Origin of the sequence: uncultured Prevotella sp. (assembly GCF_946407605.1) — a bacterium.
Lineage (GTDB): Bacteria > Bacteroidota > Bacteroidia > Bacteroidales > Bacteroidaceae > Prevotella.
In genome coordinates this window covers 32,944-54,070 of the sequence record NZ_CAMJOS010000001.1, presented here as the reverse complement: position 1 = coordinate 54,070, position 21,127 = coordinate 32,944, and the positions used below count along the sequence as shown (strand labels likewise).

The 21,127-nt window shown below is 39.2% G+C and carries 22 protein-coding genes; all 22 read left to right on the top strand.

The window, feature by feature from the left end; translation table 11 throughout:
• Nucleotides 1-5 precede the first annotated feature (5 nt).
• The 22 genes from Q0R57_RS00270 to Q0R57_RS00170 all read left to right on the top strand — a co-directional run bounded on the left by Q0R57_RS00270 (nt 6) and on the right by Q0R57_RS00170 (nt 21,123).
• Entirely contained in the window at nt 6-239 is a 234-nt protein-coding gene (locus Q0R57_RS00270; protein ID WP_294742676.1) for a phosphopantetheine-binding protein, read from the top strand.
• Nucleotides 239-1,318 (top strand): ketoacyl-ACP synthase III, encoded by a 1,080-nt coding sequence (locus Q0R57_RS00265; RefSeq protein ID WP_294742674.1) that lies wholly within the window; start codon nt 239-241, stop codon nt 1,316-1,318. Before Q0R57_RS00270 ends, Q0R57_RS00265 begins: the two co-directional genes overlap by 1 nt.
• Nucleotides 1,309-2,064, top strand: coding sequence for an SDR family oxidoreductase (locus Q0R57_RS00260; protein ID WP_294742671.1), 756 nt, complete (start codon nt 1,309-1,311; stop codon nt 2,062-2,064). Before Q0R57_RS00265 ends, Q0R57_RS00260 begins: the two co-directional genes overlap by 10 nt.
• Before the next feature lie 2 nt (nt 2,065-2,066).
• The gene (locus Q0R57_RS00255) at nt 2,067-3,128 is read left to right on the top strand and encodes a ketoacyl-ACP synthase III (protein ID WP_294742669.1); all 1,062 of its coding nucleotides are present in this window, start codon (nt 2,067-2,069) and stop codon (nt 3,126-3,128) included.
• Nucleotides 3,129-3,134: 6 nt separating this feature from the next.
• On the top strand, nt 3,135-3,452 hold the full coding sequence (locus Q0R57_RS14715; protein WP_366516813.1) for an acyltransferase family protein: 318 nt from the start codon (nt 3,135-3,137) through the stop codon (nt 3,450-3,452).
• A 693-nt stretch (nt 3,453-4,145) separates the two neighbouring features.
• Complete coding sequence (fabD, locus tag Q0R57_RS00250) at nt 4,146-5,021, top strand: ACP S-malonyltransferase (protein WP_294742666.1); 876 nt, start codon at nt 4,146-4,148, stop codon at nt 5,019-5,021.
• Nucleotides 5,021-5,608, top strand: a complete 588-nt coding sequence (locus Q0R57_RS00245) for an MBL fold metallo-hydrolase (protein ID WP_294742665.1) — start codon at nt 5,021-5,023, stop codon at nt 5,606-5,608. Before fabD ends, Q0R57_RS00245 begins: the two co-directional genes overlap by 1 nt.
• On the top strand, nt 5,589-6,407 hold the full coding sequence (locus Q0R57_RS00240) for a Rho termination factor N-terminal domain-containing protein (RefSeq protein WP_294742662.1): 819 nt from the start codon (nt 5,589-5,591) through the stop codon (nt 6,405-6,407). The genes Q0R57_RS00245 and Q0R57_RS00240 overlap by 20 nt, the downstream gene beginning before the upstream one ends.
• A 42-nt stretch (nt 6,408-6,449) precedes the next feature.
• Nucleotides 6,450-7,520: a nucleotidyltransferase family protein gene (locus tag Q0R57_RS00235; protein WP_294742660.1), complete on the top strand. Its 1,071-nt coding sequence runs from the start codon at nt 6,450-6,452 to the stop codon at nt 7,518-7,520.
• Nucleotides 7,517-8,560 carry a hypothetical protein gene (locus Q0R57_RS00230; RefSeq protein WP_294742656.1) on the top strand — a complete coding sequence of 348 codons (1,044 nt, stop codon included), beginning with the start codon at nt 7,517-7,519 and terminating at the stop codon, nt 8,558-8,560. Before Q0R57_RS00235 ends, Q0R57_RS00230 begins: the two co-directional genes overlap by 4 nt.
• Nucleotides 8,550-10,001, top strand: coding sequence for a lipopolysaccharide biosynthesis protein (locus Q0R57_RS00225; protein WP_294742654.1), 1,452 nt, complete (start codon nt 8,550-8,552; stop codon nt 9,999-10,001). Before Q0R57_RS00230 ends, Q0R57_RS00225 begins: the two co-directional genes overlap by 11 nt.
• 5 nt (nt 10,002-10,006) lie before the next feature.
• The gene (locus Q0R57_RS00220; RefSeq protein WP_294742652.1) at nt 10,007-11,188 is read left to right on the top strand and encodes a hypothetical protein; all 1,182 of its coding nucleotides are present in this window, start codon (nt 10,007-10,009) and stop codon (nt 11,186-11,188) included.
• Nucleotides 11,189-11,214: 26 nt separating this feature from the next.
• Complete coding sequence (locus Q0R57_RS00215; protein ID WP_294742650.1) at nt 11,215-12,360, top strand: EpsG family protein; 1,146 nt, start codon at nt 11,215-11,217, stop codon at nt 12,358-12,360.
• Nucleotides 12,361-12,366: 6 nt separating this feature from the next.
• Nucleotides 12,367-13,506 carry a hypothetical protein gene (locus Q0R57_RS00210; protein ID WP_294742648.1) on the top strand — a complete coding sequence of 380 codons (1,140 nt, stop codon included), beginning with the start codon at nt 12,367-12,369 and terminating at the stop codon, nt 13,504-13,506.
• Nucleotides 13,507-13,597: 91 nt separating this feature from the next.
• Complete coding sequence (locus Q0R57_RS00205; RefSeq protein ID WP_294742647.1) at nt 13,598-14,710, top strand: glycosyltransferase family 4 protein; 1,113 nt, start codon at nt 13,598-13,600, stop codon at nt 14,708-14,710.
• Between the two features lie 6 nt (nt 14,711-14,716).
• Nucleotides 14,717-15,499: a hypothetical protein gene (locus Q0R57_RS00200; RefSeq protein ID WP_294742645.1), complete on the top strand. Its 783-nt coding sequence runs from the start codon at nt 14,717-14,719 to the stop codon at nt 15,497-15,499.
• Between the two features lie 45 nt (nt 15,500-15,544).
• A complete protein-coding gene (locus Q0R57_RS00195; protein ID WP_294742643.1) occupies nt 15,545-15,979 on the top strand; it encodes an acyltransferase in 435 nt (144 codons plus the stop codon).
• A 41-nt stretch (nt 15,980-16,020) separates the two neighbouring features.
• The gene (locus tag Q0R57_RS00190) at nt 16,021-17,148 is read left to right on the top strand and encodes a DegT/DnrJ/EryC1/StrS family aminotransferase (RefSeq protein ID WP_294742642.1); all 1,128 of its coding nucleotides are present in this window, start codon (nt 16,021-16,023) and stop codon (nt 17,146-17,148) included.
• Entirely contained in the window at nt 17,148-18,389 is a 1,242-nt protein-coding gene (locus Q0R57_RS00185) for a glycosyltransferase family 4 protein (RefSeq protein ID WP_294742640.1), read from the top strand. The genes Q0R57_RS00190 and Q0R57_RS00185 overlap by 1 nt, the downstream gene beginning before the upstream one ends.
• Nucleotides 18,390-18,402: 13 nt before the next feature.
• Nucleotides 18,403-19,044, top strand: a complete 642-nt coding sequence (locus tag Q0R57_RS00180) for a sugar transferase (RefSeq protein ID WP_294742638.1) — start codon at nt 18,403-18,405, stop codon at nt 19,042-19,044.
• Complete coding sequence (locus tag Q0R57_RS00175) at nt 19,025-20,053, top strand: DegT/DnrJ/EryC1/StrS family aminotransferase (protein ID WP_294742635.1); 1,029 nt, start codon at nt 19,025-19,027, stop codon at nt 20,051-20,053. Before Q0R57_RS00180 ends, Q0R57_RS00175 begins: the two co-directional genes overlap by 20 nt.
• Nucleotides 20,050-21,123: a hypothetical protein gene (locus Q0R57_RS00170; protein ID WP_294742633.1), complete on the top strand. Its 1,074-nt coding sequence runs from the start codon at nt 20,050-20,052 to the stop codon at nt 21,121-21,123. Before Q0R57_RS00175 ends, Q0R57_RS00170 begins: the two co-directional genes overlap by 4 nt.
• Nucleotides 21,124-21,127 lie beyond the last annotated feature (4 nt).

The window sequence follows — 21,127 nt, the reverse complement described above, 5'->3', positions numbered from 1 at the left end:
GTAAAATGAAAACATTAGAAGAATTTGTAGAGCTCTTTGCAGAGCAGTTTGACGAGACCGATGCAAGTGAAATCACTGCAACAACGGCTTACCATGATTTGGAAGAGTGGTCAAGCCTTATCGGCCTGAGTGTTATTGCTATGGTTGATGAAGAGTTTGACGTAGCCCTGAAAGGTGACGATGTCAAGAACTCAGTGACCGTAGAAGATTTGTATAACAAAGTAATTGCTAAACTCTAATGGCATTTGTAGAATTTAAAAATGTTAGGATCGCCGGTATATCCGCCGGCGTTCCTAAGTTCGTTGCAAGCAATCTCCATCCATTGGAGAATGATGGTATATCAAGTGATTATAGCCCCGAAGCTTTCGTTGAGGCTACCGGAGTCTTGGAACGTCATGTGTCAAATTCATTGACAACATCCGACCTCTGCTTTGAAGCAGCCGAGAAACTTATAGCAGATTTGGGCTGGGATAAAAAAGAAATAGAAGCCTTGGTGTTTGTTTCTCAAACTGCGGATTATGTGCTTCCTGCAACAGCATGTATTCTTCAGGATCGTCTTGGCCTGTCTCGTGAATGCTATGCTGAAGATATAGCGCTGGGCTGCTCTGGTTGGGTATATGGTTTGAGCAACGTTGCATCTTTGGTAGCAACTGGCAGTATCAAAAAGGCTTTATTGTTGGCCGGTGATGCTAAAAAACGCGCTAAAGGTTCACTTGACCCTCTTTTTGGCCATGCAGGAACAGCGACGGCCATCGAATATTCCGAAGGTGATAATGGCTTTAAGTTCCATTTTGGTACAGATGGTAGTGGCTATGATGCCATTATTATGCCCGATGGCGGTAGTAGAAATCAGGTTTCGATGAAGTCATTTGAGCTAGAAGAAGTGGAAGGCAAACAGATGCATCGCTTGCAGACACACATGAAGGGAATGGATGTGTTTTCGTTCGGAATTACCACCGCTCCTAAATCTGTAAAGAAGCTGGCTGAGCACTTCGGATTTAATTATCTTGATGCCGACTATGTTATCTTCCATCAGGCCAACATGAAGATGAACAACCAGATTGTGAAGAAACTGAAGTTGGATCCTGAAAAGGTCCCGTCTTGCATGTACAAGTTTGGCAATACATCATCAGCAAGTATTCCACTTACCATTGTAACTCAGTTGAAGGACAAGTTTGAAACAAAGCCCACGAATTTTCTTTGCTGTGGTTTTGGTGTAGGTCTTTCATGGGGTACTTTGGCATTCAAGTCTGAAAAAATGATTGTTTCAGAGTTAGTTGAAGTAGAAGAACCAAAAGAAGAATCGAAATGGGTGTAACATACAATCCCTTCACACTTGAAGGTAAAACGATCTTAGTAACAGGTGCATCATCTGGCATTGGTAAAGCAACCGCCATTGAATGTGCCAAGATGGGAGCTAAGTTGGTCATCACTGGCCGTAATGAAGCAAGACTTAATGAGGTCTATAATTCATTAGAAGGTGAGGGACATATTCAGGTTATTGCAGATTTGTCAAATGATGAGGAGATACAGCGGCTCGTTGATGAAATCCCAGTTCTGAATGGTTGCGTAAACAATGCAGGATATAATGTTATGTCTGTAATTCCTTTCATCAAGAAAGATGAATTAGGACGTATCATGAACGTGAACTTGACTGCCCCCATTATGCTCACGCATCTTTTGGTGAAGAAAAAGAAAATAGCCAAGGACTCATCCATCGTGTTTACCTCGTCAATATCTGCAAGGGGTAGAAACTCAGTAGGCAATAGCATGTATTCGGCAACCAAGGGTGGTCTTTCTTCATTCATGAAAAATGCAGCTCTGGAGCTTGCTGCCAAACGAATTCGTTGTAATGCCGTTTTGCCAGGAATGGTTGAGACACCTTTGAAAGAAGGCAAAGCAAATGTAACCGAAGAGCAGTGGGAAATCAACCGACAGCTCTATCCATTAAAAAGATTTGGTAAACCGGAAGAGATTGCCTACGGCATTATTTATCTGTTAAGTGATGCAAGCGCATGGGTCACGGGTACTGAATTGGTTATTGATGGAGGTATGACAAGATAAAAATGGCGATATTAAAATTCAAAAATGTGGGCATTACTGCTTTGGCTGCAGCTGTGCCTAAAACGGTAATTGACAATTATCATTACGACTTAGACATCTGGCCTGAAGAGGAAGTTAAGAAAGTGGTTGATAAAGTCGGAGTTGTAGAGCGACGCTTTGCTGATGATAAGACCTGCTCTTCTGATCTTTGTTTTGCTGCTGCAGAAAAACTGATTGCAGATAACAACATCAACAAAGATGAGATAGATTTGTTGGTGTTCCTGTCTCAAACTCCAGACTATCGTATGCCTGCCACAGGAATCCTACTTCAAAATAGGTTAGGTTTGCCAATGTCAACAATGGCTTTCGATATTTCTTTAGGCTGCTCTGGTTTTATCAGTGCGCTTAGCATAGTCTATGCTATGATGCAAAACAATGGTTTCAGAAAAGCTTTGCTACTTGATGGTGAAACACGCTCAAAGGTATATAGCCGCAAGGATCGTCGCGAAGCCTTCATCTTTGGAGATGCCGGTGTTGCTGCCCTGATTGAAAGGGATGAGAAGTTTGGTGAAAGCCATTTCTCCTTGAATAGCGATGGTTCACGCGGTGAGCTCATTATGATTCCCGGAGGTGGCTATAGAAATATGAGTTCCATCGAAACACTACGAGAAAAGGTCGTTGATGAGTATGGTAATATCCGCAGCGATGAGCATGGTCACATGAATGGTGCAGATGTGTTCAATTTTGTGATAGTTGAAGTCCCTAAGGATATTAAACGTTTGATGGCTGCATCTGGTGAGGACATCCAAAAGATGGACTACTATGTATTCCATCAAGCTAATGCTTTCATTAATAACTATATTGCCAAGAAGATGAAACTTGACAAAGAGCGAATACCTTGGACTATCCAAAAATATGGCAACACTTCATCGGTATCAGTTCCTCTTACCATTGCCAGTGAATTGAAAGATAAAATGGCAGGAAAGAAGAAGCTGATGATGAGTGCCTTTGGCGTAGGCATGGCCTGGGCAACCGCAATAGTTCCATTCGTGGATTGCAAAATTAGTGATATCGTTGAAGTCTAAGGGGATATGGAAGAAAGAAATACCCAAATAGATTCCTTGAAGTTCTTTTTGATCTTTTTGGTTCTTGTAGGTCATTGTCTGGACATAGGGCTGAGTTCCTATCTTAACAATTCGCTCTTCCGTTTTATTTACTCTTTTCATATGCCTGTCTTTGTATTATTGTCAGGCATGATGTTTAAAGAAAAAGGCTTTAAAGCCTTGATGGGGGGGGGGTATTTCTTTAATAGCCACATACTTAGTATTCCATCTTCTGTATGGAGGAAAAACATTAGCCTACACTGGGGGCTCTGTTATAGACTTTTGGCTAAAGGGCTTTGCGTATAATGCAACACATTTATACGACCCTGCTGATGGGTTGTGGTATATAATATCTCTACTATTATGGAGATTATTTCTGAACTATACACCGAAGTGGATAAAAGAGAATATTGTCCTTCATTTATGTGTGGTGCTCGGAATTAGTCTATTGGCAGGATTGGTACCCATAGGAAGGGAAATTTCGTTTCAAAGAACATTTGCGTTCTATCCTTATTTTGTATTAGGATATTATTTCAAGGATGTTTATTCTCAATTACGAAAAGTTCCATTGATTATTCCCCTTGGAGTTATTTTGATTTATGCTATTATAGTGTTATATAAGACATTACCACAAATAAATATCTTGTTGCAACGAACTCCGTACAATTATTCAGAAATAGTAACATCAGTTTTGAATAGATGCCTTTTCTATATTTGGACGCTCCCAATTTCGTTGTCAATTATCGCCATATTCCCGAATATTAAGTTCTTTTCACAAGAAGGTAGATACACGCTATTCTATTACATGTATCACATGTTTTTTGTGTTGTTTTTTAGGTACCTTGTGATTAACTTAGGTGTTACTTGTAATGTGTTATCGGTTTTAGTGTATGCTATTGGTAGTTTTGTCATAATGAGGTTACTCCGGGATATTCCTATACTTTATTTTATGACTTCGCCACTACCCAAGAGTATATTTGTAAATCATAAACAATAATTATGGCAAAAGCATATGTATTCCCTGGTCAGGGAGCCCAGTTCGTAGGAATGGGTAAAGACCTTTATGAGAGTAATAAACGTGCACAGTTGTTCTTTGACAAGGCCAACGAGGTGCTTGGGTATAGCATTACCGATATCATGTTCAATGGAACTGATGAGGAGTTGAAACAGACCAAGGTAACTCAGCCTGCAGTATTCCTGCACTCTGTGATTTCGGCATTGTTTATGGATGACTTCCAGCCTGATATGGTGGCTGGTCATTCATTAGGTGAGTTCTCTGCATTGGTAGCAGCAGGTGCTCTTACTTTTGAAGATGGCTTGAAGTTGGTTTATGCTCGTGCTATGGCCATGCAGAAGGCTTGCGAGGCTGCACCATCAACGATGGCTGCTATCATTGCTTTGCCTGATGAAACCATTGAACAGGTTTGTGCTGAGATTAGTAAAGAAGGAAATGTAGTTGTTCCTGCTAATTATAATAGCCCCGGGCAGGTGGTGATTTCTGGTAATGTGGAGGCTATTAAGGAGGCATGCGCCAAACTGAAAGAGGCAGGTGCTAAGCGTGCATTGCCGTTGGCTGTAGGTGGTGCATTCCATTCTCCATTGATGGAAATGGCTCGTGTAGAGTTAGCAAAGGCTATTGAGGCTGCACCTGTGAGCAAACCTATTTGTCCTGTATATCAGAATGTGGATGCCAAGCCTCATATGGACCCTGTAGAAATCAAGGAGAATCTGCTGAAGCAGTTGACTTCACCTGTACGTTGGACCCAGAGTGTTATCAACATGATTGGTGACGGCATGACAGAATTCGTAGAATGTGGCCCCGGTCAGGTACTCACTGGACTGATTGGTCGTATTCAGAAAAGCCTTGAGCAGTAATGCTTAAGATTGATTATATAGTAAACTCTTTTTTTGACTCGATAACCTGGTTGCTCTCCGAAGAAGGGAGCAGCTGGGTTTGGCTAGTAGATTGTGGAGATGTTGAACCCGTCATAGAGAAGATTGGAGAAAGATACATTGTAGGAGTGCTGTTAACGCATGCGCACTTCGATCATATCTATGGACTACCTGAGCTTTTGAAAGTTTACCCCTATTGCAAAATCTTAACGAACGAAACAGGGCGTGAGACATTGGGTAATGCCAAGTTGAACATGTCCATATATCATGAAACTCCTCTGACTGTAGAAAGCCAACAGATAACTATCTGTGGCGAGGGTGATGATATTGAATTGTTTGAAAATATATCAGCAAAGGTGCATGAAACTCCTGGCCATCATCCCAGTTGCCTAACTTTTATGGTAGAGGATAATCTGTTTACCGGTGATGCTTATATCCCTGGCATTAAAGTTGTGACTAATCTACCAAAGGGTGATAAGAAACAGGCGCAGGTAACATTGGAAAGAATAAAGACACTTGCAAAAGGAAAGAAAATTCGACCTGGACATAATGGTAAAGAAGAAAGCTGAAAAACAATATACAGAGGAGGCCCTTCAGAAGAAAACTGTTGCAGAACTTAAGGACATCATTAAGGAGAAAGGCCTGAAAGTTACTTCCAAGATGAGAAAAGCAGACTTGATTGCGCTCATCTTAGGAGAGAATGCAGGTTCCGTGCTGGATGATGCCACCAAGAAACTGGCTGAACGGATTCAGAAAGAACTGGATGAAGCCAATAAAAAACTAAAAGTTCCTGTAGTGGTATATCCCGCAATCACTAAGAACCCACCAAGGTTGTTGGAGGATGATATGCTCATTAACTCTAAGCTGATACGCCCAGGATTGATAGAGTCTGTATTTCCTTTGGCAGAGGACTTGTATATGGTGAGTTACTTCATCATGCAGAAGGATTGTATCATTGCTTGCTGTTGTTTAGGTGATTTGCTGGACTTCGTGAAAAATGGCGTTGAGCAACAAGGAGGTGTTGCTGTCTTGAAGAAACACTTTAGAAAGAAATATCCATACCTTGCCTCTTTGTATGATGTAAAGCCCGATGGTATAGGCAAATGGCCTGCCATGCCTTATCTGATGACTATTGCTTGGGAAAGCGAAGAACCAAGATGGTATTTGACGGAAAAGATATATGATGGCGATTTCCCAAGCATGGTTTACTATGGTGTGGTTAATGACCAGAAAGCATTAGAAGTGCTTTTCCATTTCCGCGAGGCACTTGATAAGATGTGGAAGGAACTAGAAAAGAGTGATGCTAAAGCCCCAAAGGCAAGAATGAAGGAATACTTTGGTGTTGATAATCTTGAAATTGAAGATTAACGAAGATCATTGAATGTTTTATTTCCAATTATTACATAAGAAATGAGCACCCAATTTAGTAATTTAAAAATAAAAAATCGGCTCATTGCTTCAGAAGACAGTTTGTTGATTGCGTTGAAGCAGATGGATAGGCAAATGGTTAAAATGTTGTTCGTTTTTGATAATGAACAATTCGTAAGTATATTGACCATCGGTGATATTCAACGTGCTATTGTTAATAACATTGCGCTAGATACACCTGTCGCTCATGTCGTGGATCGAAATAAAAAATTTGCTCACGTAGGTGAATCTATGGACAGTATCCGTAAGAAGATGTTGTCACTACGAGCAGAATGTATGCCTGTCTTGGATGAAAAGGGTGTACTTGCAGATGTTATTTTTTGGCGTGATCTCTTTGAAAAGGAAGAAACAGATTTGCGGCCTAAAATAGAATTACCTGTCGTCATCATGGCAGGCGGCAAAGGAACACGTCTCAAACCTATTACCAATGTCATTCCCAAACCACTGGTACCTGTAGGCGATAAAACCATTCTTGAAGTCATTATGGATCAGTTCGAGGGTATTGGCTGCCATAAATTCTATATGTCTGTCAACTACAAGGCAGACATGATGAAGTATTATCTGAGCCAGCTTGATCACAAGTATGACATTGAGTTCTTCATGGAGGATAAACCCCTTGGAACTATTGGCAGTGTGTCTCTGTTGAAAGGAAAGATCACCACCCCTTTCTTTGTCAGTAACTGTGATAGTATCAACGAACAGGATTACCGTGATGTCTGGGATTATCATGTGAACAATCACAATGATATGACCATTGTGACGATGGTGAAGAGCTTCAAAATACCGTATGGTGTGATTGAAACTGGTGAAGATGGCTTGATGACCGCTTTGAAGGAAAAACCTGAGCAAACCTATCAAGTGAATACGGGTGTTTATATCTTGAACCCAGAACTGATTGATGAAATTCCAGAAGGTGAGTTCTTCCATATTACTCATTTGATGGAGAAAGTGCAAGCCCGTGGTGGTCGTGTGGGATGTTTTCCTGTAAGTGAACATTCGTGGAAGGACATGGGTGAGTGGCCAGAATATCTGAAAATGATAGATGTGCTATGATAGCTTCGATTTTCAAAAATAACGATTTTACGCTTTGTCATGTGCCAGTTCCTAAAGGTTATCCTCAGTCACAGACACACGCGGGGGTGGCTATGCATGATGGATTGTTTTATCTGACGACATCGCCATATCCTTCAATCCGTAGGAGCAAGTTCTGTGCATACCTGAGAGCGGTTATTAATAAGCTGACTTTCTACAAATTGTTGGATAATAGACCTTCCGATTCATTTGAAAACCCATGTATTTATGTTGGAGTGAATGATGGGGCGTTCCCACCCACTCAATTTGTCCCATTGACATCAAACCCGCTGATGGGTACTCCTGATAATTTTTACGGATTACCTTCTTTTAATTCGGATCCGGACATTTATATAGAAAACGATGATGTCTATGTTTTGAATAGAGCTGTACTAAGGCGGCCTGTTTATAGCGGAGGGCTCAATTTTGATTGTCGATTATTTCTTATAAAGGGTAAATTGGTTGATAACAAATATCGCTATATGGGAACAACTGTTTTACTTGATGATGTGATATGCGGAAGCCCATCTTTAGTAAAATATAAAAATGAATATCAGTTGTTCAGTGTTGAATCAAGTTGTTATAATACAGGATCGAAGAAGTACTCTATTTCAAAAATGAGTTCAGATAGTATTGAGGGCTTCAATAATACCAATAAGTGGGAGAATGTTTCTGTTGATATAGAAGGTTTTACACCCTGGCATTTATCTGTGTTTTCGTATCAAGATGCGCTATATGCTATAGTTGCATGTGTTAAGCATGGCGAGAAACAAAGATGCTGGCAGATGCTAGGAAAATTTAATGAGGATTTGAGTGGTTTGAAAATATATAATATACCGCTATCTGATTTCAATTCATATAGGGGTGCAGCTTTAGTTGATAAAAAGGGTGAGTTTATTTTATATAATACCACTGTTGCAGAACGGATAAAAGGCAGCAAATCCGTGGATGGAAGAGATGTTGTTATGGCGCACAAGCCGTTGATGGATATTTTAAATACATTAGTTAATAATGAGCGATAAAAACGTTGCATTAAAAGGAGGCTTTTGGACGTCCGTGTCAACAGGTGTTGTGATGTTGGCGCAATTTGGGCGTGTTGTCATATTGACTCGTTTCTTAGAGAAGAGCGATTTTGGTGCAGTGGCCATCATTAACATGGTTATTGGTCTATGTCTTTCTTTTACCGATTTAGGTTTCGCTAGCGTCATTATGTATAAACAAAAGCTAACTCTTCGGGAGTTCAGCTCTTTGTACTGGGCTCAGTTTGCTATATTCTTAGTTTTGTATATTATGTTGTCGCTAAGTTCGCCATTGGTTGCTTCTTTTTATGAAACTCCAATTTTAGCGGCTCTTATCCCTCTGTCTGGATTGTCTGTCATTTTTCAGGCATTAGGTAAACTATATGATAGTGTCCTGCAGAAGAAATACCAGTTTAAGGAATTGGCGATGCGAAATATTGTGGCTAATCTTTTGTCACTCGTATTAGCATGGTTTTTAGCGTATAATGGATATGGCATTTATTCATTGGTTTATTCCACTTTGTGTTCTATAGTGGTTGTAAATGTATGGAATTTATTATCTGGTTTTAAGTATCAGAGAATCAGTATGACATTTAGTATGAAAGAAGTGGTTCCATTGGCGAAGATTGGTATTTATCAGACTGGTACTAGAATTATAGATTTTATAGCCAGCAAAATTGATGTTTTCATTATTGGAAAATTCCTTGGGACAGATGTACTAGGGGTATATGATTTAGCAAAAGACTTAGTACATCGCATAATTAATTTTGTAAATACGGTTGTTTCGAAAGTTGCTTTGCCCATTCTTTCCAACAACAATAATGATGACGAAGCGGTAAAGGTGAGATTCCTAATGATTACGAAGGTAGTTGCTTACATTTGTATTCCAATCTGCCTTGCGATAGCGGTCTTCAGTAAGGATGTGGTATGGATTGTATATGGTGAGAAGTTCTTGGATGCGTCCTTTATGGTGAGCATCTTTGCGATAGGTTCGATGTTTGGAAGCATCACTTGTTTCTATGATATGTTAGGTATTGCAAAGGGGCGTACAGATTTGAACTTTAAAGCTACGATTTTCCGTGTTTGTCTGATAATTCCCATAACGCTTATATGCTGCCAATTCTCAATTGATATTCTTGTTGTATGTAATTTCCTGTTTGGTTTGATTTTGATACCAATATATTGGCGTTTAATTGTTATGAACACATACCCGATATCTGCACGCCTTTATATGGGACAGTTTGGAAAATATATGTTATTGGTTGGCGTTGCTGCAATAATTACACGAATCTTGTTGGAAATGAATATTTTTGGTACATTCGGCAACAATGTGTTGCACCTTTTCGTATATTCTGCCATATTTGTTTTCCTGTATATGATAGCATTAATTCCAGTGAAAAATGATGTAGAAATCATTTGTAAAATGATTCGTCCAAAAAGATAATAATAATGAATATTTTAATAGTAGGCACTTTAACAACGAAGCATATTTCTACGCTCGTTACTAAGCTAGGTGCGAGCAAAAAAGAGGTTGAGAAAATATATGTGTTTGATTCTTCGTTTCGGGTGGGCTATAAATACCCTGATATACCAGGAATTGAACATGTCTATGGTGTTGAATCTAATTGTTTTTTTAAGATACTGTCTAAAATACCAAAAGTGAGGGCTTGGGCTTTTTCTGTTTTACTTAAAAGAAAAGTCAAGGAGGTTATTTCTTCGGAAAATATCCAGTTTGTATCTTTTGTTGGGGTTACGACACTTACCTCATCCATGATTAGGTATGCCCATCATAGAGGTGCAAAAACACATATAGCTCCGTTAGGAAGTGATGTGTTAAGAAGTTCAAAACTTGAAGAATCCGCATTGCAGAAGGCGTTTAAAGAAATAGATTTTGTTACTGTAGGAAAAAATAACGAATTTGGAATAGGTTTGATAAATCGTTTTCATATACCAGACAAAAAAATAGTATATGCAGGTTTTGGTTCGGATGTTATTGATATTATTGACCGTATGATTGGCACCCAGTCAAGAAAAGAGCTATCTCTGATGTTAAATCTTCCTGAAAGTTCACACTATATAGCTTGTGGATATAATGCGAGCCGAGACCAAAACCATAAGGAAATACTTAAAGCATTAGCTGAAAATAAGAAATTACTTCCGAAAGATTACTGTGTTATTATTCAACTTTCATACGGATCAGCAAAAGAGGATTTATACCGAGAACTTTCTGAGTTATCCCATTCTTTGGCCCTGAATGTGGTATTTATTATGGATTTCTTAAGTTTAGAGAAGGTAGCTGCATTGCGAATTCTTACCGACTTGTTTATACATGTACAGAAAACAGATGCAACAAACGCCAGTATTCTAGAGTATTTGTTAGCCGATACACAAGTGATTAATGGTAGTTGGTTAAAATATAAATTCATTGAGAAATATGGATTCCCATATTATCGATGCGATTCGATAAGTGAATTGAGTATGTGTATAAAAAATGTTTTATCTGGTGATTATCCCAGGATAATGGTGTCTGGCGAGGTAAAAGAAGCGATACGATCTTTTAAAAGTTGGAAATTGATGCTAGAAAGATGGCATAGCCTTTTTGAGAAGAGTATAAATAATGAGGGTAATTAATATCTTTATTTGAATAATTTTTATTTATGATATTCAGCTTTATTCTATATTTTTTCTTTTTTCTGGGTTTGTTCTATCTTGATAATATTAAGAACAAAAAGAAAAAAAGTTTTTTTTTGTTTTTTCTCTATGTATTCCTGTGTTTTGGATATATGACGGGATCAGACTGGAGATATTATGAACTAGATTTTCGCGAATCTAATTTACTTGTAAACTATAATGACTATGATAAAGGTTTCTGGTTAGTTTACTATCTTCTAAGTAAAATCTCTTCTGATTTTTTCGTGGCGGTTGCGATACTTAAATGTATTTATTTATATTCTTTAATATATGCATTTAAAAAAATATCAGACCATTGGATGGCGGCAATGGGGATTATGTTTACTATGATACTTTTTATGATAGTAGATAATCCATTGCGCTTTATGGTAGCCAATATATTTATTAATTTTGCTATACCTTATGCATTCGCTAAAAAACTGAAAAAGTTTTTGTTAATATCTTTATGGGCTGTTTTCTTCCACATGACAAGTATCTTCCCTATATTATTGCTTTTATTAGGTTTCCTTAGGATTCCCATTGAGAAAGTTAACAAACACACGATTTTCCTGATATACATCGTAATTGCAATAATTTGTAGCGATGAGATGTTTATATCGGAGATATTTAATAATGCACAGTTTTTTTTGAATTATGTTGGCGATACGCGAAACTATGAGTCGTATTCGGTGGAAAGCAATGAATCCTTTTTTACTATAGGTTCTGCCTTAAAGGTATTTCTTGCTGCAATAATCATTTATAATAGAGACAAAGTGATATCCATGAAGAATGGAAATCAAATTTATTTTTACTCTATATTATATCTAATCATAGGTAGAGTTATTTTGCTTATACCTACAGGTTTTAGAATGGTTATACCCCTTTCATTTTTTTATTCAGCAGCATTTGCTTATTTAATAATGGAAAATAAAGCGAAGATTATGAAATATTGCTTTATTGCTCTATTCTCTTTGACATTGTTTAGAACTCTTAATAACACGTATGTTTATATACCTTACTCTAATAGTATTTACTATATTCTAACGAAGCATAAGCCTTTTGTTGAGAGAAGCAATTATAATTTCGATAGTTATAAAGAAAGAACTGGTAAATCAGTTGGTGATAAAAACTAAATAAATATGAAAATTGCATTAGTATTAAAAACTGACGGGTTGGAATACGATGATAGAATACGGAAAGAGATTCTGTCAATACAAAGACTATATCCAAGTATAAAATTCAAGATATTCGCGATGCTTCCAGAAAACAAGGAAGTAGAAGGAGTTACTGATTATGGAGTACCTTATAAGTCAATTTATATTCCAGCTCGGGACAAATATGCATCAGCGGAAAGAACACTAACAAAAGGTTATCAATTCTGGAAAGCAGTAAGGAAGGATTTGAAAGAATATGATGCTGTATGGACTGCTGATTGTGAGACAATGTTCATTACATTATTAGTAAGAACAAAATGTCTAATTTGGGATCTTCATGAACTACCTACAAGCTTATTGAGCCATCGTATCAAAAGAGGTATTTTGAAGTATGCTTTTAGCCGTTGTAAAGTGGTGATACATGCAAATAACCAAAGACGTGAGTATTTGAAGTCGCTTGGTGTGGTTCCAAACCCAGACCGTCATTTCGTACTAAGTAATTATCCTGAGATTCATAATGAGGAAATCAAGATGGGTGAGAAATATCAAGAATTTAAGAAATGGGCTAATAATAAGAAATGTGTTTACCTTCAGGGCTTAAATGATGATGGAAGGGCTGCGTATGAAACAATAGCAGCTATTTTAAATATAGAAAATCTAAATGCAGTAGTTGTTGGACCTTTCCATAAGGATAGTATGGGAAGGTTGCAAGAAGAATTTGGGGATGCTGTCAATGAGAGAGTTTTTTTTGTGGGTAGGATACCTCAGATGCAGATAACTAATTATATGAAAGAATGTTTCATATCGGCTGTTTTTTATAAAAACACGAGAGCTAACAATTACTATTGCGATGCCAATCGTTTCTATTTGGCAGTCTCCCAGGGACTTCCTGTTGTAGTAGGTGAAAATCCATCGATGCGAGAGTTAATTAATAAATATCAATTTGGTTTGTCAATAGATACTGACGGGACGGATTACCTTAAAATAATGGAAGGATTAAAGGAATTGATAAAGGACTATGATTTCTATAAAGCGAACGTTGAGAAGAGTAAGGATAAAATAACTTGGGAAAGCCAAGATGATACTATTAAGGACATTATATATGGAATCAAAGAAATCTTATAATATACTATTGCTCTCTATTATATATCCTCTTCCAACAAAGGAGAATAAGGGTACGTCAGTATGTCATTATTTCACCAAGGAATGGGTGAAGATGGGATATAACGTACGTGCTGTGCATGTGCAAGCCGTTTATCCACGTCCCTTTTACTGGATAGCAAAGTTAAATGCAAAACGTATTGCTGCTAAAACAGGTGCTATCGTCTATACGAAGCGGCTGAACCATAAAGAAAACTACTTGATGGATAATGTGCCAGTGATGCGTGTGCCAGTTTTTAAGCCTATCCCACACGGAAAATTCTCAGCCAAATCAATAAGAAAGGCTGTACAGTCGATAGTTGAAGATTCTAAAACAAATGGTTTTGTACCTGATGTGATTGTTGGGCATTTCCCAAACCCGCAGATTGAAATGCTGGGTTTGCTTAAGAATGAATACCCCGATGTTAAGACATGCATTGTGATGCATGGTGATATTGGAATCATGATAAAGGTTTATAGAGAAAGACTGCCTGAACTGATGAAAGATATTGATATGTGGGGCTTCAGAAGCAAACCGGTTCTAGAAGAGTTTGAAGCAGCGGTAGGTATGGTAGTTAACCCGTTTATTTGTTATTCGGGGATTCCTGAGAGTTATATTACTGGAATTAATAGACATGATTTCACAAAACCATTGAGAAATTTTGTTTATGTTGGGCTGATGATTGATAGGAAATATCCTGAAAAGGTATTGGATGCATTATATGATGTGTATAAAAACAAGGAATTCCATCTTACCTATATAGGAGAGGGGCAACAGTTAGACTTGATCCGTGAAAAAATGGGTAACTATGGACTTCAAGATCAGGTGTCAATACTTGGTCGAATACCACGTGATACAATTGTGGAAGAATATGATAAAGCAGATTGTATGGTGATGATAAGCAGAGGTGAAGCTTATGGATTAGTTTATTTGGAAGCTATGGCTCGTGGTTGCATTACCATTGCATCTAGGAGAGAAGGCTTTGATGGTGTTATTGTGGATGGAGAAAATGGGTTCCTCTGTAATGCTGGTGATGCTGAAGAATTGTCTGAGGTCATAAAACGAATTAATGCAATGCCAGTTGCAGAGCGGCAGAGAATTTCTGAGAATGCAATTGCAACTGCAAAACGCTTGACAGATCAGAAAGTAGCAAAAATGTATATAGACGATATAATTGCACGGTCCTAAAGAACTATGGGTATAAAAACGAGAATATATAACGATTTTTTTCGTCCGTCGAAAGAAGGTGAATATGAAGCTATACTAAAAGCGGCATGCGACAATGGCTATGAAGTCCATACCATGTTGTCGTTTGAGCAAGTAATTGAGGGCGGCAGAATTGAAGGAAAGAAATATCTGATCCTTCGTCGGGATATTGATACGGCTGACTTCAAGATCCTGAGAAAGATGCTGGAACTCGAAAAGAAGTATGGCGTAAGGGCAACATATTACTTTCGGTGGAACACTGTTAATGTGCAGCTGATGAAGGAAATATCAGAGGCAGGTGGTGAGGCTTCCTATCATTTTGAGGAGATTGCAACCTATTGTTATAAACATCGAATCCGTTCGAAGGAGGTGATGCTTAAGCGCATTGAAGAGATTCGTGATTTCTTTATAAGTCAATATGCCAAGTTCAAGGAGAAAACGGGACAACCTTGCCTGACAATAGCTTCGCATGGTGACTATATTAATACACGGTTCAAGTTTCAGAATAAAGAACTGATAGATAATAGGGTGCGAAAAACTACGGGCATATTGCGAGAGGCTTATGATGAACCCCACATGAATGCATTGACGTGTAGAATAGCAGATCAGGTGGAAATGGAAGAATTTACCTCAAAAGCGGTTGAAGCCATTAAACGTGGAGAACCTGTTCTAGAGTTACTGACGCATCCAAGACAGTGGAACTCGCCTGTGTGGGTGAACCTAAAGGAAGAAATAGGTAGAGTAGCGAGAGGTATGTGGATGAGAATTTAAAGATGAAATTATAAAGCTAAAATGATACACCAATTAGCTGATTGTATGAATGAGAACATACCGGAAAGTACAAAAATCTGGCAGTTCTGTGTGATATTCCCTAAAGCTCAAATAGGGGAGAATTGTAATATCTGCTCACATTGTTTAATCGAGAATGATGTGGTGATTGGTAATAATTGCACCGTGAAATGCGGTGTGCAGATTTGGGATGGTATTGAGTTAGAGGATAATGTCATGATAGGTTCCAATGTGACTTTTACCAACGATATGTACCCACGATCTAAGAATAAAGACTGGAAACTTTTAAAAACAAGAGTCTGTAAAGGAGCTACCATTGGAGCAGGATGTGTTATTCTTCCCGGCATCACAATAGGCGAAGGCGCTTTTGTTGCAGCAGGCTCTGTAGTGACCAAAGATGTGCCGGCTGGTGAATTGTGGCTGGGAAATCCTGCTAGGTTCTACCGAAAGGTTGACTTTTGAGAATTGAAAATTGATAATTGAGAATTGAAAATTAAGATAATATGAATATACCATTTTTATCATTAAAAGATGTAACGGCTCTGCATGGAGCTGAGATTAACGAGGCTGTAAGCCGTGTTGTGAATGGAGGTTGGTACCTCCAAGGTAAGGAGAACGAGCAGTTCGAGAAGCACTACTCAGAGTTCATTGGTACAAAATTTACCATTGGTTGCGCCAACGGATTGGATGCACTTATCTGGATATTCCGTGCATACATTGAGATGGGTGTGATGAAGCCTGGTGACGAGGTGATTGTACCCGCAAACACCTACATTGCAACTATCTTGGGCATTACTGAGAACGGACTGGTACCTGTTCTTTGTGAACCAAAGCCAAATACATTGGAGATAGATGATGACCTGATTGAAGGCTTGATTACGCCTAAGACCAAGGCTATCGCCATTGTGCATCTGTATGGCCGTATCGCTTATACAGAGAAGATAGGCGAGCTTTGTAAGAAGTACAACTTGAAGTTGGTAGAGGATTGTGCTCAGAGTCATGGTTGTAAGTTTACTGATGGCAGAGTGACAGGTAGCATCGGTGATGCTGCTGGCCATAGCTTTTATCCTGGCAAGAACCTTGGCGCTCTTGGTGATGGTGGTGCAGTTACCACTAACGATCCTGAATTGGCTGCAGCAGTTCGAGCTTTGGCCAACTATGGTAGTCAGAAGAAATATGTGTTCAAGTATGCAGGACGTAACAGTCGATTGGATGAGATACAGGCTGCGGTGCTTGATGTCAAGCTGAAATACTTGGTAGAGGATAATGCTCATCGTAAGGAGGTTGCTCATTACTACTATGAGCATATCAATAACCCGCTGATCACTTTGCCTGACTTGCTTCCTGATGATCAGAATGCATACCATTTGTTCCCAATCATCGTAAAGGGTAAGGAGAATCGTGATAGTCTCCATGATTACCTGGATGAGAATGGCGTGGGTACTGTTTGTCATTATCCCATTGCACCACACAAACAGGAATGCTATGCTAAGGAGGCCTGGAATACGCCTCAATTGAGCCTCCCTATTACGGAACGTTTGGCTGACGAGGAATTGAGCCTACCTATAGGCCCGGCGATTTCGCTTGAAGATGTTGCTGAAGTGGTACGCTTAATCAATTCTTTTAAGTAATGGGAAAGAGAATTTGGATAGTCAATGCCCAAACAGGCTCTCCAGACAAGGTGGCTAACCCACGTTATTTGGAGTTTGCAAAATACTTTATGGCGGCAGGTTATGATGTAATTACATTTAATTCGTCGCAACGCGAAGGAATAGAAGTTCCTAGCAGGAAGTATTTGGAAAAGCAATATGGCGAATACAAGTTTGTTCATGTATATGCGCCTGAATATGTAGGGAATGGCATTAAAAGAATATATTCTATCTGGAAGTTTGCGCATAATCTTTACAAGAACCGTAATGCTTTTGAAAAACCAGATGTTATATTACATAACGTGCATGCGCCATTCGATTATCCAATAGTGAAGGTGGCGAAAAAGTTGGGCGCAAAGTATGTAACAGAGGTATGGGACTTATGGCCTGACAATTTTGCTAATTTTGGTATGATTTCGCGCAGGAATCCTGTCATGATGTTTTTTTACCGTATTGAGCGGTGGATATATGAACATGCAGACCAGTTGGTGTTTACCATTGCAGGCGCATTACAGTATTTGCAAGATAAGGGTTGGACGACCAATACTGGTGGTAAGATAGAAATGGCTCGTGTACATTATATTAATAATGGAGTGGACTTGAAGCAGTTTGATTATGACCGTGATAGTTATCCGCGTGAAGATGCAGACTTGAACCGCAAGGATATTTTCAAGGTGATTTACTTAGGCTCTATTAGCTTTGCCAACCAAGTTCAGATGTTGATAGATGCGGCAGCTTTGCTTCAGCGGGACACTAATTATCACTTCTTTATCTACGGTAATGGCCCTCAGCGTGAGGCATTAGAACAGTATGTCGTGGACAAAGGGATTAAAAATGTTCACTTCAAAGAGAAACGCATTCCACTCTGCGAATGTGCGTGGGTTGTTAGTCAGGCAACTGTTAATATTATGACCTACGAGCAGCGGTTTGGGTATATGGGTGTTAGCTCTGGCAAGATGTTCCAGTATTTGGCTGCAGGAAAACCTATTGTCTGCAATATCAACATTGCGTATGACAACGTGATACGAGATAATGAGCTTGGTGTTTCGGAGAATATATCTACACCAGAAGCTTTGTGTCAGGCAATCCGAAATTGTGCAGAGCAGCCGAGATACAGATATGATGGTATGTGTGATCGTGTAAGAAAGACAGCCGAAAAGTTTGATTACAAGAACTTAGCGGCAGAAGAAATAAAGGTTATTGAAGCCGCATTGGCATCATAAAAATCGGATAAATATGTATAGATTTTTTTTAAAACGATTATTAGGCTTTCTGGGAGCCTTTGTCGCAATAATATTATTGTCGCCATTGTTTATCGTGGTGACAGTGTGGTTGCATTTTGCCAATAAAGGGGCAGGGGCTTTTTTCCATCAGACTCGTATAGGGAAAGGAGAGAAACCTTTCAAGGTGTATAAGTTTAAGTCAATGACAGATGAAAGGGATGAAAATGGTAATCTTCTTCCTGATGCACAGCGATTGACGAAGGCTGGTAAGTTTGTCCGCAGTACGAGTATTGACGAACTTCCACAGTTTTTCAATATATTAAAAGGTGATATGGCTTTTATCGGCCCCAGACCATTACCTCCTGTATATTTGCCGTATTACAATGAGCATGAGGCACATCGTCATGATGTGCGCCCTGGTATCAGTGGATGGGCTCAGGTGAATGGGCGTAAAAACATAACTTGGGATCATAAACTGGAATGTGATGTTTATTATGTGGAGCATCTAACCTTGTGGCTCGACATCAAGATATTCTTTATGACTATCTATAAAGTATTTAAGCGCGAGAGTGTTGGCGTTGAGACCAGTGGTAATGTCAGCCTCTATGATGTCAGAGGTGTACAAAGACCTGAATATGTCAAGAATGATAAGTGAAATAGGAAGCGAGTTCTGGATAGAGAACGAACCCAAAACATTTTTGACGGGAAGGGAGGGCGTTTACTGTCTCTCAGGGCGTACTGCCATTGACCTTATCCTCCAAGAGATATTGAGGGAGAAGGAGGCAAAAACTGTGGCTATGCCTGCTTGGTGCTGTGATTCAATGATCGCACCATTTCTGGCACACGGAATTGATGTTCGATTCTATGATTATGATCATACAGATTACTATTTGAACACGGATATAACGGATAATACGGATATATTCTATTTAACGAACTATTTTGGGTATGGGAATACGCTGGATGTTGAGAAGGTAAGGAAAATAAAGAATAGAAGGAGTATCATCCTGTATGACCGCACACATTCATTTTTGATGGATGATGAGGAATATCATGAGCTGTCGGATTATTCATTTGCAAGTATTAGGAAATGGATGGGCGTGATAGGTGGTGCAGTTGTTAAAGGAATAGATAAACCTGAACTGAAGAATTGTCCTTATATCTCTGTCAAAGAGAAAGCGATGAAAGATAAGTACCGCTATTTGACGGGTGATATTAGCATAAAAAAAGACGAGTTCCTTGCTGCATTCGGAGAGTTCGGACATCAATTGGCGGATGATTATTGCAATTATGCGATGGACGATTTGTCCTATACGCTATACAAGCAAGAAGATCCTCAGAAGATGAAGCAACAGCGAAGAGAGAATGCTGCTTATATACACGAGAAGCTGAAGGGCGTGCAATTTATGTATGAATTTACGGATAAGTCTGTACCCTTGTTTGTACCGGTTTTGTTCGAAAGCAAAGAACAAAGAGATACTGTTAGAAAGCAGTTGATCGAGCAACAGATATATTGCCCTATACATTGGCCACAGCCCAAGCAGATTCCGACGGAATTTAAAGTAAATGACATAGTGAGTCGGGAATTGTCTTTGATTTGTGACCAGCGATATGGATTAATTGAAATAAAACGAGAAATAGAAACATTAATGCGATTAATATGAAAACCATTCTTGTAACAGGTATTGGCGGTTTGACGCCACGTTCAATCACGGGTATTATCCGTGAAAACCATCCCGACTACCACATTATTGGTGTCGATGTAAATAAAAAGGCAGTAGGCTTTTTTATGAAGGGTCTGCTGGACGAATACTATGTATGCCCTCGATGCACAGATCCCAATTACTTCCCATGGATAGAGAAGCTGGTGGCAGAGAAGCATGTTGACTATGCTTTTGTGCAGCCAGAGAGCGAGATCGTGGAATGGGGTGACTACTATGAGAAGCATGGAAAATTCCCTGTTCCTGTATTTATGGGCAGCAAGCTCCTGAGCGTTTCGCTAAAGGATAAGAGTATCATGGCTGACCTGCTGGAGGGTACTGACTTTATTCCCAAGACCATCAAGGTGACGCAGGATAATCCACGTTATGAAGATGTAGAGAAAGAGATTGGCTTCCCCTGCTGGATTCGTGCTACTGAAGGAACAGGTGGTTTGGGGTCATTAAAGTTGGAAGATCTGAGTAGTTATAAAAGCTGGCTCTTTATCAATAGCCGCATTCCAGAGTTTACCGTTAGCGAGTTCTTGACTGGTCGTCATTTGGCCAATGAGATGCTCTACTATAATGGCGAGTATGTGAAAGGTGCTGCCTTGGAGTGTGCCGAATATGTGATGGCTAATACTGCACCAAGTCATGTGACCGGTAATACGGCCTTTGGTCGCTTCTTGAACGAAGACCGTATCAATAAGTTCTGTGATGATTGTATCAAGTATTTGGAGAAGAAACTGAATGTGCCTGCACACGGTATTCTGAGTTTTGACCTGAAGGAGGATAAGAACGGCAATATGAAGGTGACGGAGGTGAATATCCGTCACATGGCTTACGCTGGAGTGATGGCTCATGTCGGATTTGACCTGATTGAGGACACCATCAAGATTATGGAAGATGGCAATGCTGATAGAGTTGAGCGCGCTCCATTCTATCATTACGAAAAGCCATATATCTTCTTGCGTGATGTGGATGTGGAGCCTATTATTTTGGAGAGTGAAGAGATATTTGACAAAATAAAGAGCTAAGTAA

What these genes read in the sequence shown, in the direction of transcription:
- Q0R57_RS00270 (WP_294742676.1), top strand. Translation starts at nt 6, where the DNA reads ATGAAAACATTAGAAGAATTTGTAGAGCTCTTTGCAGAGCAGTTTGAC.
- Q0R57_RS00265 (WP_294742674.1), top strand. Translation starts at nt 239, where the DNA reads ATGGCATTTGTAGAATTTAAAAATGTTAGGATCGCCGGTATATCCGCC.
- Q0R57_RS00260 (WP_294742671.1), top strand. Translation starts at nt 1,309, where the DNA reads ATGGGTGTAACATACAATCCCTTCACACTTGAAGGTAAAACGATCTTA.
- Q0R57_RS00255 (WP_294742669.1), top strand. Translation starts at nt 2,067, where the DNA reads ATGGCGATATTAAAATTCAAAAATGTGGGCATTACTGCTTTGGCTGCA.
- Q0R57_RS14715 (WP_366516813.1), top strand. Translation starts at nt 3,135, where the DNA reads ATGGAAGAAAGAAATACCCAAATAGATTCCTTGAAGTTCTTTTTGATC.
- fabD (WP_294742666.1), top strand. Translation starts at nt 4,146, where the DNA reads ATGGCAAAAGCATATGTATTCCCTGGTCAGGGAGCCCAGTTCGTAGGA.
- Q0R57_RS00245 (WP_294742665.1), top strand. Translation starts at nt 5,021, where the DNA reads ATGCTTAAGATTGATTATATAGTAAACTCTTTTTTTGACTCGATAACC.
- Q0R57_RS00240 (WP_294742662.1), top strand. Translation starts at nt 5,589, where the DNA reads ATGGTAAAGAAGAAAGCTGAAAAACAATATACAGAGGAGGCCCTTCAG.
- Q0R57_RS00235 (WP_294742660.1), top strand. Translation starts at nt 6,450, where the DNA reads ATGAGCACCCAATTTAGTAATTTAAAAATAAAAAATCGGCTCATTGCT.
- Q0R57_RS00230 (WP_294742656.1), top strand. Translation starts at nt 7,517, where the DNA reads ATGATAGCTTCGATTTTCAAAAATAACGATTTTACGCTTTGTCATGTG.
- Q0R57_RS00225 (WP_294742654.1), top strand. Translation starts at nt 8,550, where the DNA reads ATGAGCGATAAAAACGTTGCATTAAAAGGAGGCTTTTGGACGTCCGTG.
- Q0R57_RS00220 (WP_294742652.1), top strand. Translation starts at nt 10,007, where the DNA reads ATGAATATTTTAATAGTAGGCACTTTAACAACGAAGCATATTTCTACG.
- Q0R57_RS00215 (WP_294742650.1), top strand. Translation starts at nt 11,215, where the DNA reads ATGATATTCAGCTTTATTCTATATTTTTTCTTTTTTCTGGGTTTGTTC.
- Q0R57_RS00210 (WP_294742648.1), top strand. Translation starts at nt 12,367, where the DNA reads ATGAAAATTGCATTAGTATTAAAAACTGACGGGTTGGAATACGATGAT.
- Q0R57_RS00205 (WP_294742647.1), top strand. Translation starts at nt 13,598, where the DNA reads ATGGGATATAACGTACGTGCTGTGCATGTGCAAGCCGTTTATCCACGT.
- Q0R57_RS00200 (WP_294742645.1), top strand. Translation starts at nt 14,717, where the DNA reads ATGGGTATAAAAACGAGAATATATAACGATTTTTTTCGTCCGTCGAAA.
- Q0R57_RS00195 (WP_294742643.1), top strand. Translation starts at nt 15,545, where the DNA reads ATGAATGAGAACATACCGGAAAGTACAAAAATCTGGCAGTTCTGTGTG.
- Q0R57_RS00190 (WP_294742642.1), top strand. Translation starts at nt 16,021, where the DNA reads ATGAATATACCATTTTTATCATTAAAAGATGTAACGGCTCTGCATGGA.
- Q0R57_RS00185 (WP_294742640.1), top strand. Translation starts at nt 17,148, where the DNA reads ATGGGAAAGAGAATTTGGATAGTCAATGCCCAAACAGGCTCTCCAGAC.
- Q0R57_RS00180 (WP_294742638.1), top strand. Translation starts at nt 18,403, where the DNA reads ATGTATAGATTTTTTTTAAAACGATTATTAGGCTTTCTGGGAGCCTTT.
- Q0R57_RS00175 (WP_294742635.1), top strand. Translation starts at nt 19,025, where the DNA reads ATGTCAAGAATGATAAGTGAAATAGGAAGCGAGTTCTGGATAGAGAAC.
- Q0R57_RS00170 (WP_294742633.1), top strand. Translation starts at nt 20,050, where the DNA reads ATGAAAACCATTCTTGTAACAGGTATTGGCGGTTTGACGCCACGTTCA.